Source organism: Acinetobacter sp. ABJ_C1_1 (genome assembly GCF_044684115.1).
GTDB classification, from domain to species: Bacteria; Pseudomonadota; Gammaproteobacteria; order Pseudomonadales; family Moraxellaceae; genus Acinetobacter; species Acinetobacter nosocomialis_A.
In genome coordinates this window covers 1-16,113 of the sequence record NZ_JBITPU010000015.1, presented here as the reverse complement: position 1 = coordinate 16,113, position 16,113 = coordinate 1, and the positions used below count along the sequence as shown (strand labels likewise).

12 protein-coding genes are annotated in these 16,113 nt (G+C 39.6%); 6 read left to right on the top strand and 6 right to left on the bottom strand.

What is annotated here, in order from left to right:
• The first annotated feature begins 87 nt into the window (after positions 1-87).
• The 3 genes from ppc to ACG59Z_RS15275 all read left to right on the top strand — a co-directional run bounded on the left by ppc (position 88) and on the right by ACG59Z_RS15275 (position 5,348).
• Entirely contained in the window at positions 88-2,772 is a 2,685-nt protein-coding gene (gene ppc / locus ACG59Z_RS15285; RefSeq protein ID WP_400200110.1) for a phosphoenolpyruvate carboxylase, read from the top strand.
• A gap of 298 nt (positions 2,773-3,070) precedes the next feature.
• Positions 3,071-4,366 carry a solute carrier family 23 protein gene (locus ACG59Z_RS15280; protein WP_400200109.1) on the top strand — a complete coding sequence of 432 codons (1,296 nt, stop codon included), beginning with the start codon at positions 3,071-3,073 and terminating at the stop codon, positions 4,364-4,366.
• Positions 4,367-4,445: 79 nt separating this feature from the next.
• The gene (locus ACG59Z_RS15275) at positions 4,446-5,348 is read left to right on the top strand and encodes a LysR family transcriptional regulator (protein WP_396481596.1); all 903 of its coding nucleotides are present in this window, start codon (positions 4,446-4,448) and stop codon (positions 5,346-5,348) included.
• On the opposite strand, the gene ACG59Z_RS15270 is transcribed toward ACG59Z_RS15275, so the two are convergent.
• The 3 genes from ACG59Z_RS15270 to ilvD all read right to left on the bottom strand — a co-directional run bounded on the left by ACG59Z_RS15270 (position 5,345) and on the right by ilvD (position 9,588).
• Positions 5,345-6,076, bottom strand: coding sequence for a sulfite exporter TauE/SafE family protein (locus tag ACG59Z_RS15270; protein ID WP_400200108.1), 732 nt, complete (start codon positions 6,074-6,076; stop codon positions 5,345-5,347). The two genes, ACG59Z_RS15275 and ACG59Z_RS15270, sit on opposite strands and share 4 nt — an antisense overlap.
• A 78-nt stretch (positions 6,077-6,154) precedes the next feature.
• The gene (locus tag ACG59Z_RS15265) at positions 6,155-7,444 is read right to left on the bottom strand and encodes a hypothetical protein (protein ID WP_400200107.1); all 1,290 of its coding nucleotides are present in this window, start codon (positions 7,442-7,444) and stop codon (positions 6,155-6,157) included.
• Positions 7,445-7,758: 314 nt separating this feature from the next.
• Complete coding sequence (gene ilvD / locus ACG59Z_RS15260) at positions 7,759-9,588, bottom strand: dihydroxy-acid dehydratase (protein ID WP_039766669.1); 1,830 nt, start codon at positions 9,586-9,588, stop codon at positions 7,759-7,761.
• Between the two features lie 348 nt (positions 9,589-9,936).
• Here ilvD and fmt point away from each other — a divergent pair, with 348 nt between their 5' ends.
• A complete protein-coding gene (fmt, locus tag ACG59Z_RS15255; protein WP_400200105.1) occupies positions 9,937-10,899 on the top strand; it encodes a methionyl-tRNA formyltransferase in 963 nt (320 codons plus the stop codon).
• Positions 10,896-12,200 (top strand): 16S rRNA (cytosine(967)-C(5))-methyltransferase RsmB, encoded by a 1,305-nt coding sequence (gene rsmB / locus ACG59Z_RS15250; RefSeq protein ID WP_400200103.1) that lies wholly within the window; start codon positions 10,896-10,898, stop codon positions 12,198-12,200. Before fmt ends, rsmB begins: the two co-directional genes overlap by 4 nt.
• A 42-nt stretch (positions 12,201-12,242) precedes the next feature.
• Here the strand turns inward: rsmB and ACG59Z_RS15245 are convergent, their stop codons facing one another.
• A complete protein-coding gene (locus ACG59Z_RS15245; RefSeq protein ID WP_151762191.1) occupies positions 12,243-12,386 on the bottom strand; it encodes a methionine/alanine import family NSS transporter small subunit in 144 nt (47 codons plus the stop codon).
• 12 nt (positions 12,387-12,398) lie between these two features.
• Entirely contained in the window at positions 12,399-13,877 is a 1,479-nt protein-coding gene (locus ACG59Z_RS15240) for a sodium-dependent transporter (RefSeq protein ID WP_400200101.1), read from the bottom strand.
• A gap of 630 nt (positions 13,878-14,507) precedes the next feature.
• On the opposite strand from ACG59Z_RS15240, the gene ACG59Z_RS15235 reads away from it, so the two are divergent.
• Entirely contained in the window at positions 14,508-15,200 is a 693-nt protein-coding gene (locus ACG59Z_RS15235) for a TIGR04219 family outer membrane beta-barrel protein (RefSeq protein ID WP_400200099.1), read from the top strand.
• Positions 15,201-15,277: 77 nt separating this feature from the next.
• On the opposite strand, the gene ACG59Z_RS15230 is transcribed toward ACG59Z_RS15235, so the two are convergent.
• On the bottom strand, positions 15,278-15,844 hold the full coding sequence (locus tag ACG59Z_RS15230) for a glutathione S-transferase family protein (RefSeq protein ID WP_400200211.1): 567 nt from the start codon (positions 15,842-15,844) through the stop codon (positions 15,278-15,280).
• Positions 15,845-16,113 lie beyond the last annotated feature (269 nt).

The window sequence follows — 16,113 nt, the reverse complement described above, 5'->3', positions numbered from 1 at the left end:
CAAAAATTCACATTTTCTTACGCTCAAAGCTTGGAATGTTTGTTAATCGCGCTATATTCGATAAGAATAAGAACAGGAGAAAATAGCATGGTTCAGCAAATCGATGCGCCACTGCGTGAGGATGTCCGCTTACTTGGTAATTTATTAGGTGAAACCCTAAAACAACATGCAGGACAAGAACTGTTTAATCAGATCGAGCAAATCCGTGCGCTTGCCAAAGGTGCACGTGATGGTCAAGCTGAAGCCGAAAAGCAATTAGAACAATTATTTTTAGAACTGCCCGATGAAGAGCTATTACCTCTCACCCGCGCTTTTTCTCACTTCCTCAATTTTGCGAATATTGCCGAGCAATATCATGTGGTCCGTAGCCGCAGACAGGCAGAGTTTGATTCGGATGCAAACTCTCCGAATCCGCTGGTTCACTTATTTCAAAAATTTAAAGATAAAAGTATTTCAACAGAAAAACTATTCCAGCAAATTTGCGATCTTAAAATTGAGTTAGTACTTACGGCGCATCCAACCGAAGTCAGCCGTCGTACCCTTATTCAAAAATATGATGATATTAACGTATGTCTTTCACAGCTTGATCAGCAAAAACTTACTCCACGTGAACGCCAAAATGCACTTGCCAACTTAAAACAACAAATTAGTTCGGCTTGGCAAACTGATGAAATTCGTCAGCACCGCCCGACTCCTGTCGATGAGGCAAAATGGGGCTTTGCAACCATTGAGCAAACGCTTTGGAATGCCGTACCTAAATTCATCCGTGAGTTAAATGAGTTGGTTCAAGACAATTGCCAACTTAATTTACCACTGAATATTGCACCAGTACGTTTCGCATCTTGGATGGGTGGAGACCGTGATGGCAACCCAAATGTTACCCATCAAATTACCCAAGAAGTGCTGTGGTTATCACGCTGGCAAGCTGCCGACCTCTACCTGAGAGATATTGAAAACTTACGTTGGGAACTTTCAATCCAGACGTGTTCCGAAGAAATGATTCAAGCGATTGGTAGCCAACATGCAGAACCTTATCGCGAGTATTTACGTGCAACACGCGAGCGTTTAAAAGCGACTCGTCACTGGTTAGCGCAGCGTCTACAAGGTTTAGAAGCAGATGACAGCAATGTCATTAAAAGCAAAGATGAGCTGTTACAACCATTATTGTTGTGCTATCGCTCTTTAATTGACAGTAACCTTCCAGAAATTGCGAATGGTCAACTTCTCGACTTTATCTACCGTGTGAACTGTTTTGGTATTGAATTACTTAAACTCGATATTCGCCAAGAATCAGGTCGCCATCGCCAAGCCATTTCAGCCATTACTGAGTATTTAGGTTTAGGTAATTTTGAATCATGGACTGAGCAAGCGCGCCAAAACTTCCTCATTCAGGAACTACAAAGTAAACGCCCACTTTTACCGAAATATATTAATGAACCTGAAGGGAGTTTGATTGGCCACCCAGATGTTCAAGAAGTATTTGCTACTATGCGTACTTTGGCTGACCAACCGCCTGAGTCGTTAGGGGCTTATATTATTTCAATGGCTGAATATCCAAGCGATGTTTTAGCTGTATTGTTACTGCAAAAAGAAGCAGGTATTCAGCACCCTTTACGTGTGGTGCCTCTATTTGAAACTCTAAAAGATTTAGATGGCGCTGCAACTACCATGAATACGCTGTTCAATATGCACTGGTATAAGCAGCACATTCAGGACAAACACGAAGTCATGATCGGTTACTCCGACTCTGCAAAAGATGCTGGCTTCATGTCTGCTAACTGGGCGCAATATCGTGCTCAAGAAGAACTAACTGCTATTGCTCGTACACACGGCGTACAGTTGACCCTATTCCACGGTCGTGGCGGCTCAATTAGCCGTGGTGGTGCTCCAACCCAACAGGCACTATTCTCACAGCCACCAGGTTCAATCTCTGGCGCAATTCGTGTGACAGAACAAGGTGAAATGATCCGCTTCAAATTCGGTCTAGAAGGTATTGCCATGCAAAACCTTGAAATCTATACCGCAGCAACACTTGAAGCGACATTGTTGCCACCACCAGAGCCTAAAGCCGAATGGCGTGAACTCATGAACCGTATGACAGATCATTCTGTGAAAGTTTATCGTCAAACCGTGCGTGAAAACCCACATTTTGTGAAATATTTACGGACTGTCACGCCTGAGCTTGAGTTACAAATGTTGCCTCTAGGCTCGCGTCCAGCAAAACGTAAAGTGAGTGGCGGCATTGAGTCTTTACGTGCCATCCCATGGGTATTTGCTTGGACACAAATTCGTTTGATGTTGCCTGCATGGTTAGGTACAGGTGCTGCCATTAATGAAGTGATTGCCGACCAGCAAAAAGCAACACTTGATGAAATGCTTCAGCAATGGCCTTATTTCCAAACGCTCATTGATATGTTGGAAATGGTATTGTCTAAAGCCGATGCCAACATTGCTCTCTATTACGAGTCTCATTTAACTGAAGATGAAGATTTAAAAGTACTCGGCAACCAATTACGTCAGCGACTAAAAGATGCTGTTGAAACGCTACTTAAATTGAAAGATGAATCAAAGCTTCTGAGCAACAACGAAGTTCTTGACCAATCTATGCAGGTTCGTAAACCATACTTACTTCCTTTGCATCTTTTACAAGCTGAACTCATGAAACGCCGCCGCGATTACCTCGCGGAGCGTCAGGCAGAACATACCCCTGTTGACCATGCACTTATGGTGAGTATTGCGGGTATTGCTGCTGGTCTACGTAATACGGGCTAAGCTGTTTTTACCGATCGTTTGACAAGGCAGTACATCACCGATGTGCTGCTTTTTACTTGCAAAGTTCCCCATTTTTCATAAATTTTCCCCGATTTTATATTTTTTTAAATATTTTTTAAAAATCATAAAATTAAGTTTTATTATAAAAAAATAACTAATTCCTTATATTTAGAATTCTTAAAATTATACCAATCGTTAAAAAATAATTACTTTTCACTCACATACTGCTCACTAGAGATTAAATGCTTTCCAAAGAAAGAGTATCATTGCTCCAATTAAAGAATAATGAGCTCATTTTATGTCCAACTGGTTTCCAAAATGGCAGCCTTACCAAGGTGATGTTGACCATCGACCGGTCTCTACCAATGAATATCTCCCCCCAGTTCAAAGTGCCATTTTAGGCATCCAACATGCATTTGCCATGTTTGGAGCCACCGTTTTAGCGCCATTACTTATGGGCTTTAACCCGAACCTCGCTATTTTAATGTCCGGTATCTGTACCATCCTGTTCTTCTTAATTACAGGTGGTCGCGTTCCAAGTTACTTAGGATCGAGTTTTGCCTTTATTGGTGTGGTTGCAGCAGCGACTGGGCACATTACAGGTTCGGGCGCCAATCCAAATCTGTCCATGGCTTTAGGTGGAATCGTAGCGTGCGGTATTTTTTACGCACTCATCGGTTTTATTGTCATGCTTACGGGTACGCGCTGGATTGAAAAACTCATGCCGCCTGTCGTGACTGGCGCAATTGTGATGATTATTGGTCTAAACCTTGCCCCTGTTACCATTAAAGGCGTTGCTGGCCAACCATTTGAAATGTGGATGGCATTAATTACTGTACTTTGTATGGGCAGTATTGCGGTCTTTACGCGTGGTTTACTACAACGTTTACTTCTATTAGTTGGTTTGATTTTGGCTTACGTAATTTATGCCATCACGACCAATGGTTTAGGTCTAGGTAAACCAATCGATTTTAGTCAGATCTCACAGGCTGCATGGTTCGGTATCCCAAGCTTTTCACATCCTACTTTTGATACCAAAGCTATGCTAATTATTGCGCCAGTTGCATTAATTTTAGTGGCAGAAAACTTAGGCCATATTAAAGCAGTAGGTGCAATGACTGGCGAAAACCTAACGCCACAATTAGGCAAAGCATTTGTTGCAGATGGTTTAGCAACAACGCTTTCTGGTAGTGTTGGCGCGCCGGGGATGACCACTTATGGTGAAAATATTGGTGTGATGGCAGTCACTCGTGTGTACTCAACCATTGTTTTTGTGATTGCGGGTGTCTTCGCCATTTTCTTAGGTCTATCTCCAAAATTTGGCGCGGTGATTAGTACCATTCCAAGCGCAGTTTTAACAGGTGCATCTATTGTCGTATTTGGTTTAATTACCATTGCCGGTGCAAAAATCTGGATTGAAAACAAAGTTGATTTTTCTAACAATAAAAACCTGATTGTTGCTTCTGTGACGATTATTTTAGGTGCCGGTAACTTTGAATTATTGTTCGGTAATTTCAATTTAGGGGGTATTGGTACAGCAACATTTGCGGCCATTATTCTAAATTGGTTGTTCAGTTTAAAAGATAAAACTTAAATTCAAAAAGGCAGCGTAAGCTGCCTTTTTTCATTCCGATTTAGTATGATGATTTTTTGCGCTTCAATACGTTCCTATCATGCGTTTTGATTTTTTTGATTTACAGCTGGTACTTCATATTGTCTCTACAGGTAGCCTGACTAAAGGTGCGGACCGCTCTGCTATTTCTCTTCAAGCAGCGAGTGAACGTATTAAAAAACTCGAACAGTATTTTGAAACACCTTTATTTATTCGCCAAACCACAGGTGTAGAACTCACCACAGCGGGACATGCTTTTGTAGAACATGCTCGTCAGCTTTTAGCACAAAAAGATCAACTCGAACAAGAAATGCAGCGCTTTAAGTCTTCTACAACACAAGCCTTAACGCTTTGGTGTAACTCTTCTGCTCAAAGCGAATATTTGCCTCCGTTATTACCGCAATATTTAGTGCTTCATCCTGAAATGAATATCGATTTGCACGAAGCAGAAAGTTCGGAAATTGTAGATGCATTAACCCAAGGAATTGCGAGCCTTGGCTTGGTCTCAAGCTTTTTTGATACCCGACATTTGCAAACTAAAGAATTTGCGAGTGATCCTCTAGTTTTGATTTGTCCTGCTACACATGAGTTAACTCAATATCAAAAGCTGAATTTAGTAGACGCTTTAAGCTATGGTTTTATTGGCCTTAAAGCCCACCACTCTTTGCAACAGTCTATTGAAACTCAAGCGAAATTATTAGGCTTTAACATACAATACCGTTTGCGCTTACCTAACTTTAGTGCAATTGCTGAAGTAGTCGCCAAAGGTGTAGGAATTGCGATTATGCCAGCTCGTGCGGCACAGCGTTTGCAATCAGATTATGATTTTCATTCGATCCAACTTCTAGGTGCATGGGCAAATCGTAAACTCCTTTTAGCCACACAAAACTTCAACCAGCTGCCTAGCAGTTACCAACAGTTTGCAGATTTTTTATTGCAGCATCGTCCTGAAAAAACGGCTTAATGCAAAATCATATAAAGCCCTAACGACACCAACCCTATAAAAAAGATACGGCGAAATAACTGCTCATTGAGTCGATAACGGATTTTTTTACCGATCCACATTCCAATCAGTGCAGCCAACAACGCAGCAAAAGATAAACGATAGTCCAGTGTTACTCCAGACATCGGGTTATGGTGTAAGAAAACAGCAAGACAAATGGTAGAGACGGTAAACGTTAATCCCAAAGCCTGAACCAACTCGTCACGTTTTAAATGCAAAGACTGCAAATATGGCACGATAGGAATAATAATGACGCCTGTGGCTACGGTGACTGCCCCACCAATATATCCAATAATCGGCGATAACCAGCGCTCATGTTTCCCTAAGTGTGGAAGCTTTTTGACACATAATCCATAAAGGCCATATAAGGCCAACATACTTCCTAATAAAATCTCACTACTATGCCCATGGCTTTGACTTAAAGTCGGTAAAAAGCTCCATATTGAGCCCACCACAATGCCTACGAGCAAAGTCCAGAAACGGCGAATAAAAGTCCAAACATGTCCCTCTGCAAAAAGCTGCCAAACATTGGTGACCATTGAAGGAACAATTAAAAGAGATGCAGCCTGAAAAGGGCTCATTGCGATGGTGAGTAAGCCCATTGATACTGCGGGCAAACCTAGGCCAATCATGCCTTTGATCATGCCAGCAAAGGCAAACACCATCATAATAATTGCTAAAAAAGTCACTGTTTATCTCCGATTCCCTACATGGTTATGCTACGGAAAAAACAGGTTTTGCCCTATTCTTGTTTTTAGGAGTAGGCCTCAATTAGAAGTTGAGGCCGTTTTGTATTTTTCTTCTAAAACATTACTAAAAATACTTTCAATCATCCAAACTCGGTACAAGCTATTAAATACATAACTTTGCCCATCAATACGCAACTCTAAAACCGGCAAATCAGGCTGATGCTTGTCTTTGCAAAGTGCATCATTTTGCTCTAAGACAGATGGGATATCTTGTTCAGTTAACTGCTCAATACCGAGTTGCTGCTGTAACTCTTGGAAGTGTCTTTGGAAAGATAAGTCTTTTCCTTTCGTCCAAACTGCCTGCAAAATAGTAAAAATTGTATCGAGTTGCTGATTTTCTGGCACGCTATAAAAAAGCTTTGCCATCTCAAGCGTACTTTCTTCTGTAGGACGACAAAAAGGTGTAAAAGCCACCTCAGTACGTTTAGAAACACGTGTTGCCAAGCTCCAGTCAAACCAGTCTCGGCCTTGGTAACTGAGCGGATAGACTTTTAACTGAATATCATAATAGTCTGCGAGTTCTTCTTTAATATATGCAAGAAGTAACCAGCTCATTGGATCTTCTAAAGCAATAAATACATCAAGCTCAGGGTGAAGAGCCTGAATTTCATTGAGTGCTTCAGCATCATTAATCAAATGTTCACGCCATTCGATATGATTAATTAAAAAAATCGGAATACCGGTCAGTAACTTTTGTTGTTTTAAACGACGGGTTAAACGTAATAAATCATCCACTGCATGATATTTACGTCCACCAAATTCAAAGTATGCCGCCTGTACAGGCTCATCTGTAAAAATACGTTCTGGGAAATGCTGTGGCATCTGGTGCTTTACCGCCATGGCATGTAAAGTACGTAACTTTCCATATTGCTGTTGCCAAAGCATATGAAAGATATCTTCAAGTAAATGTAAGAAGTTCTGACCTTGTAATGGGGTTCTTTTTAATATGACAGCGGCTTGTTTTAAAGCTTCTTGGCTTGGGATTTCTGGGAACTCATCAAAAGCAAACCGATGCTGATTTGCTAAAATCTTGGCATCATTTAAACAATAATGCTGCCACTCCTCATGCGTCATGCTATTTGGAGGTTCAGAAGCTGTATGAGAAATAATAATTTTTAAAGGTTTAAGCTCATCACTTAAAATTTCATCTAGCTGAGACAATTGCTGAACAGCCAGATAGCTATACACATCATCAAGTCGTAAATAAATACTTAAACCATTTTCCGTGGGTAACACCGCTTGACGAGAAGGCTTTTGGTAAAACCAGCTCGATCGGATAGGGTCAAACCAACGGCGTAGCAGTGACATGAGTAGTGCCTCTAAAAAATAAATCCTAAGCGAGATCAAAAGGTATTTTGATCATAGTGCAAGGTTAAACAGTAGTCGAGATAGAAAAATGACTACCTAAGTTCGCGCAGAAAATATGTCATGTTATTTCGCGAGTTTCTGCGTAGGTGAAGATTTTATCACCATTTTATGGCAAACCCATAGAATGATCTGAAAACACCTTTTCCTACAAGCGGATTTTTTTTACCAGACATAAAAAATGCACCCATAACATGATAGCAATTCATCGTGTTAATGGGTGCATGTTTCCTACTCAATTATTAAAATTGAATATTTTATAGAACGCGTACAGCTCCTTTTGCCGCACTTGTTGTATGCATTGCATAAACTTTTAACGCTTTTGATACTTTACGTTTACGTTCTTCTTTTGGATGCCAGCCTTTCGCTTCTTGAACTGTACGACGGTGCGCCATAGTCGCATCATCAACGTTTAAGTGAATGGTACGGTTCGGAATATCGATTTCAATGGTGTCGCCATCTTCTACCAAACCAATTGCACCGCCTTCAGCAGCCTCTGGTGAAACGTGTCCAATTGAAAGACCTGATGAACCGCCAGAGAAACGACCATCTGTCACCAATGCACAGTCTTTTCCTAAACCTTTCGATTTAAGATAGCTAGTTGGGTAAAGCATTTCTTGCATACCTGGACCACCACGTGGGCCTTCATAGCGAATAACAACCACATCACCAGCTTTAATGTCATGACCCAAAATTGCATCTACAGCTGCATCTTGGCTTTCAAATACGCGTGCTGTACCCGTAAACTTCAAGATCGATTCATCAACGCCTGCAGTTTTTACGATACAACCATCAAGTGCGATGTTGCCGTATAGAACTGCTAAACCACCGTCTTTAGAGAATGCATGCTCTGCATTACGAATCACGCCTTTTTCACGGTCGCCATCTAATGTTGAATAATAGCGATTTTGCGAGAACGCAACTTGAGTTGGTACGCCACCCGGAGATGAACGATAGAACTCATATACATCGGCATCTTCAGTACGAATAATATCCCACTTATCTAATGCATCTTTTAAAGTTTTCTCGTGCACTGTCGGTACAGATACATCAAGTAAATTCGCACGATCAAGCTCACCTAAAATGGCCATGATACCGCCGGCACGGTGAACATCTTCCATATGAACGTCTTGTTTCGCAGGAGCAACTTTTGAAAGTACAGGAACTCGACGTGATAATTCGTCAATATCGTCCATAGTAAAATCAACTTCAGCTTCACTTGCTGCAGCCAATAAATGTAGAACTGTATTGGTTGAACCACCCATTGCAATATCAAGGGTCATGGCATTTTTAAATGCAGCCTTAGTTGCAATTGAACGAGGCAAAATACTTGCATCTTCTTGTTCGTAATAGCGCTTAGCCAATTCAACAATAAGCTGACCTGCTTTTAAGAATAATTTTTTACGGTTTGCATGCGTCGCAACAATCGAACCATTACCCGGTAAAGATAAACCTAAAGCTTCGGTTAAACAGTTCATTGAGTTTGCAGTAAACATACCTGAACATGAACCACATGTTGGACATGCCGAACGTTCAAACTCTTCAACTTCCTCGTCTGTATAACTTTCATCAGCCGCAACAACCATGGCATCAACAAGGTCAATCGCTTTTTCATTACCGCGGAACTTAACCTTACCCGCTTCCATTGGTCCGCCAGACACAAAAACTACTGGAATATTTAGGCGCATCGCAGCCATCAACATTCCCGGTGTAATTTTGTCACAGTTAGAAATACACACCATGGCATCTGCACAGTGTGCATTCACCATATATTCAACTGAGTCAGCAATCAAATCACGTGATGGCAAAGAATAAAGCATGCCGTCATGCCCCATCGCGATACCGTCGTCCACTGCAATTGTATTGAACTCTTTAGCAACACCACCTGCTGCCTGAATTTCTGCTGCGACAAGCTGCCCTAGATCTTTTAGATGTACATGGCCTGGAACAAATTGGGTAAATGAGTTGACCACTGCAATAATTGGTTTGCCGAAATCTTCATCTTTCATTCCTGTTGCACGCCATAAGCCACGTGCGCCAGCCATATTTCTTCCGTGTGTCGATGTTTTTGAACGATAGTCAGGCATTTGTGTTTCCAACAAGTTGTGCTTGAGTGAAATGACTTCCACTCTGGCTGAATGATACTGATATAGCGTTAGATCAGTCGGAATATTGACTCATCATCATAATTTGATCATTCTCCATTCTATAGAAGCAAATAATATAGGGAAAGCCAAGAACGATAATACTCAGTCAATATTTAGCAAAACTTACATGAATAATTTTTTATTTTTTTATAACCTTTTTTTATCAATAAAATTTTTTCAATAATTTTTTGTTCACTATTTAAAAACTAAGATGCTCAATCGCCATGAGTTTAGGGCTTCAAACGTTTTTCACGTATACTACCCATAAACTCTTTTTGGATTGCATTTGTGAAAATTATTTTTGCTGGCACCCCCGAATTTGCTGCAACAGCATTGGCGGCTTTATTAAAAACTTCCCATGAAATTATCGCGGTTTATACTCAGCCAGATCGTAAATCGGGTCGTGGACAAAAACTAACGCCATCGCCTGTAAAACAACTTGCACTTGAACACAATATTCCTGTTTATCAACCACTCCACTTCAAAGCTTCCACCGAAGAAGGCTTGGCTGCTCAACAAGAATTGGCTGCTTTAGGTGCCGATGTGATGGTCGTTGCAGCCTATGGTTTGATTCTTCCACAAGCTGTACTCGATACACCTAAATATGGCTGTTTAAATATTCACGGCTCATTATTACCACGCTGGCGTGGTGCAGCGCCCATTCAACGTGCGATTGCAACAGGTGATGAAGAAACTGGTATCACCATCATGCAAATGGCTGCCGGTTTAGATACAGGCGATATGATGTATAAAACTTATTGTCCAATCACTGCCGAAGATACTTCTGCGACTTTGCATGACAAACTTGCAGATCAAGGTGCAACAGCAATTTGTGCGGTACTCGAGTCAGAAGAAACACTACAAAAATATTTGGCAGAACGCGAAGTTCAAGACGAAAGCTTAACGGTCTATGCTCATAAACTCGTAAAGTCAGAAGCTCGTATTGATTGGTCAATTGATGCTGTTCAAATTGACCGAAATATTCGTGCATTTAACCCTTGGCCAGTCGCTTTTGTTCAGCTTGATGAAAATAATGCACTGCGTGTTTGGAACTCTTTAGTTTCTAGTCAAAGCAAAGCAGATGCCCAAACTGGTGAAATTATTGCAATTGATAAACAAGGCGTGCATGTTGCTTGCGGTGAAAATACATTTATTTGTTTGACGAGTGCGCAATGGCCGGGTGGTAAAGCATTAAATGCTCAGCAAATTGCACAAACTCAAAAACTTCACGTAGGACAGATTCTGCCATGAGTCAGGTTAATTCAAATTCATCACGTTTTAACCTTCGCGCTCAAGTCGTCCAAACGTTACTAAAAGTTCAGCAAGGGCAATCACTTGCTAGTATTTTAAATACACAGCTCAATCAAGTTGCAGAGCGCGACCGTGCTTTGTTTCATGAGCTCGTTTTAGGTACATTGCGCCAATGGTTTGCGCTTAAATCAATTAGCTTACCTCTGCTCAGCAAACCTTTAAACAATGAGACTGTGGAAACCTGCCTATACGTTGGTCTTTATCAAGTTTTATGCACGCGTATTGCAGCACACGCTGCCATCTCGGAAACAGTAGATGCGACTAAACAACTTGGGTTCCCTGCACTCAGTGGCATTGTAAATGCTATTTTGCGCCGAGCTACTCGTGAAACTGAGGAGTTCGAGCAGGGTTTACAACAAGCACATGGCTTACCAAGTTGGCTTTTCAAAAGGTTAAAAAAGGATTGGGGAGAACAAACCGAAGCGCTCTGCCAATCATTAAAACAAGTTGCACCTTTAACCTTACGAGTGAACCAGCGCCACATTGGTCGAGATGCTTATTTAGCAAAACTACAAAGTCTAGATATTCAGGCACATGCGTGTACTCTGTCTGAAGCAGGTATTGTTCTTGAGCAATCTGTACAAATCACTCAGTTACCTGGTTTTGAAGAGGGCTGGTTTTCTGTACAAGATGAACATGCGCAGTTATGTGCAACCCTATTGCCTGATTTAAACAATAAAACAGTGATTGATGCGTGTGCTGCTCCGGGTGGTAAAACAGCTCACTTACTGGAAAAATTTAAACCAGCACAGTTAATTGCCATTGATCAGGACGCGAGTCGTTTAGTCCGTGTGACTGAAAACTTAAACCGACTACAGCTAGACCAAAGCCATACTGAAATTCTGGCTGCCGATGCAACCGAGTGGACTCTGGCTGAACCAGTAGATTGTATCGTGCTTGATGCACCATGCTCTGCGACAGGTGTAATTCGACGTCATCCTGACATACGCCTATTGCGTCAATCTACCGATATAGCGCAAACCATTGAGCTACAAAAACAGATTTTGGAACATATGTGGCAACAACTCAAAGTTGGCGGCACATTGCTCTACATCACCTGTTCAATTTTAAAAGCTGAAAATGAGCAACAGATGATTGATTTCTTTGCAGAACATACCGATGCAAAAGAAGTGAAAATCGAAGCAGCTTGGGGAATTGAACAAATCCATGGCAGACAATTATTGCCACAAGCACAATCTGGTGATGGGTTCTATTATTGTAAAATCCAAAAAATTGCATAAAAAAAGCAGGCGTTATGCCTGCTTTTTTACTAGATCAGTATATTAAAGTGTATGCTGATCTTTTACTTCATCTAAAACTTCATCTAATTCTTCAGGATGCTTTGCTAAATGTAAGATGGACAATGCTAATCCACCCCATACAAACACCATTGAAATTATTAACATCACGATTGCCGAAGTATTCATTATTTTATCCTCCTAGCGATCTTTCATTTTACTTAACACGATAGCTACGACTCCACAGAAAATCACACTGCCCCAGCCGAATACACCTTGTAAGCTCATACTATAAGTATCATAGCCATTTTTGATCAAATTAAAAACAGTCATAGAGAGTGTTGTTAACAAGATTAAAGAAGTGATGACTGTTAAAGTGAAATCCCAGCCTTTACCCAATTGAATGGTTGAAATGCGGTTTACATGGTCACGAAGCTCTTTAAGTGCTGAACGTTTAAACCAAGCTACACTAATAATCGATAATAATGCGCCACCAATAATCCCAATGTTATTAATAAAGTGATCGACAATATCAACAAGCTTAATTGCATTTACACTTGAGAATAAAATAATTGATACAAGCGCACTACCGCCACCAATAATGGTTACAGCTTTCTTGCGTCCCCACTTCAACTTATCTTGCATTGCAGCAATCGGCACTTCCAAAATACTGACCATTGAAGAAATACCAGCTACAAATAATGAAGAGAAGAACAAAAGACCAAATAGGTCAGCACCCGACCCTAAACTTGAAATAATTTTAGGGAAAGCAATAAATGCTAAGCCAATACCACCACTCACGACGTCTTTAACTTCAGTACCTGCAGCATGTGCCATAAAGCCAAGCGCCGCAAAAATACCAATACCCGCTAAAATCTCTGTCGATGCATTTGCAAAACCGACAATAAGGCCTGAGCCAGTTAAATTGGTTTTTGGTTTTAAGTAGGATGCATAGGTCACCATGATCCCGAAACCAACGGAGAGTGAAAAGAAAGTATGACCATAAGCTGCTAACCAAACTTTATAGTCCATCATGGCAGACCAATTTGGCGTAAAGAAAGCATTTAAGCCTTGTACCGCGCCCGGTAAACGCAATGACTGAATCACTAAAATGGTAAATAAAACAAACAATAAAGGCATGAAAATCTTGTTAGATAATTCAACACCCTTTTTCACTCCACCATATAAAATGATTAAAGTCAGTGCCCAAATTCCAACAATCGGCCAAAATAAATGACTTACAAACTGTAAATCAAAACCAGTCGCTTTTGAGGTTTGTAAATAGGTATTGAAGAAGAAGCCTTCCGGGTCACTTCCCCACATCTGACCAATAGAGAAATAAATATAACTACCAGCCCAAGTCAGTACACTTGCGTAGTACAAACCGATGATGATACAGACACAAACCTGCCACCATCCTAATGTTTCTCCTCCTTTAAACAAAGCTCGATACGCTTTAGGAGGTGACCCATTACTACGATGGCCTACCGCATAATCTAAAAATAGTAATGGTAAACCTGCTGTAATGAGTGCAAGTAAATAAGGAATAAGAAACGCACCACCACCATTTTCATAAGCAACGTAGGGGAAACGCCAAATATTACCTAAGCCGACAGCCGAACCAACGGCTGCAATAATAAAACCAGATCGTGACGTCCAGTTTTCACGAGAATCTGTCATAGAACACCTAATTTTAAAAAGATTGCTTATTTTTACTGCTTTTGTTGATTGTTATTCCGCACGCAAAAAAAGAACCAAAGAATACTTTTGCGTTTGATAGAGAATAAAAGGCACCTTTTGAGTATTTTTATTTTCATGTCAAACAAGCAAAAATAGAAAATTCTTCCTTAAAGATTTTTGTCCATTTTTTGCTCCTATATAGCTGAACAATACCTGTTTTTATTTATTTTTACTGTAATTTCCATCTGAAATTTTACGTTTTTTAGAGTTTTTTATTCAGATTGGTTATTTTTTAGCTAATATTCGTGTTCTAAAACATATTATTGGAGATTATAAGCAATGATATTTTCTACCATTTAAATTCTTTTGTATTTTATAAAGTAGATATATCAACTATTTTTTAGATAATTGAAAACATAAAATCTTATTGTCATATTACACAAAATTTATACTAAAACTTTCCCCCATAAGATCTTCCTTAATTCTATATTTTTACATTAAAATCAAAAAGATAGATTAATATTAATAATTAACGCTCTAAAAGTTTTATATTCGCCATTTTTCATCAATGCATAACTACACAGATATCTATATCATGCGCTCAAAGATTTCTTTTCTTAGGATATGATGATGAAGATATTAAAAATGTCTTTTTTGGCACTCGGGATGGGTCTTAGCGGATTCGCACAAGCTGATTTTATAGGAGTTAAAGGAGACGTTGGTTATTGGTTTTACGATGGTAAAGCAAACATGTCTTCACAACTACCAGATGATCAAGATTTAGATCGAAAAGGCAGTGCACAGCTTTCATTAGCTTTTGAGCATCCAATTCCATTTATTCCAAATGCAAAAATTCGCTATGTAAATCTAGATACCGAGACTAAGTCAGAAACCTTAGGCCAAGCTAACTATAAAATTAATTTAGATCATAGTGATTTTATTCTTTACTACGAATTATTAGATAATATTGTGAGTGTAGATGCTGGTCTTGGGGCAACTGTATTAAATGGTGATATCACTGCCTACACTGGTAAACGTGTTGATATTGATAAAACATATCCTATCGCTTATTTGTCAGGCGAAGTGAAACTTCCATTCACAGGGTTAAGTGCTAAAGGCGAAGCAACCTATACAAACTTTAATGATGCAAAAATCACAGATGCATTAGCAGAGGTAAAGTATAAATTCGTCGATAATTTAGCAGTTGATTTAGGCTTGAAAGCTGGCTACCGCGTACTCAATATTGACTTAGATGATTATGATAACAATGACCTTAAATTTGAGTTTAAAGGTCCATATGTAGGCTTGGAAGCACACTTCTAAATCAGACGCTCAGATATAAAAAGAACTCTATATGAGTTCTTTTTTATTTAAATCATATCTACATAACCTAAATATTCTCAAATTCTTTGACACCATGCTCGAATATTTGGATATAACTTTAAATCAAAGCCGCCTTCCTCAGCGGCATGCGTATATGCATATAAAGCGATATCCGCAATGGTCAATTCATTTCCAACGAGATAATCATACTCTATTAAAGCTTTATCCATAATAGATAGCGCTTTATGGCCTTTTGGCTGTAAATTATGATATTCCTGTATTCTTTCTGTTGGTAACCCTAAATATTTATTAATAAAGCGAGCAACTACAATAAATGGTTCATGACTATACTGCTCAAAGAACATCCACTGATACATTTTTGCTTTAATAAAAGGATCTGTAGGAATAAATTTTGTTCCTTCAGCTACATAACCTAAAATAGCATTGGATTCACTCAAAACACGACCATCATCCAGCACTAATATAGGTATTTTTCCATTGGGATTTAACGACAAAAAATCATCTGTTTGAGTTTCTTTGTTTAAAATATCAACATGGACCCATTTATGATTAATTTTTAATAAGGAAAGTAATAATTTAATCTTATAACAATTACCCGAACTTACATCACCATAAATTATCATAGATGCTCTTCTCTTATTATGCATACTTAAAAATTTAATTTTCTTATTATTTATAACAGAACTCTTTCTTAGGCTTAATATATATCTGTCTTTATTATCTACTATATCCAGAGTTTCTAGATTTTTCTTATTTCCGCGCAATAAGCAACACCCCAATCTCTTTCGAGACCGGGGTGTTTAGAATAATGAGCTGGCGATGACTTACTCTCACATGGGTAACCCCACACTACCATCAGCGCTAAGAGGTTTCACTTCTGAGTTCGGGAAGG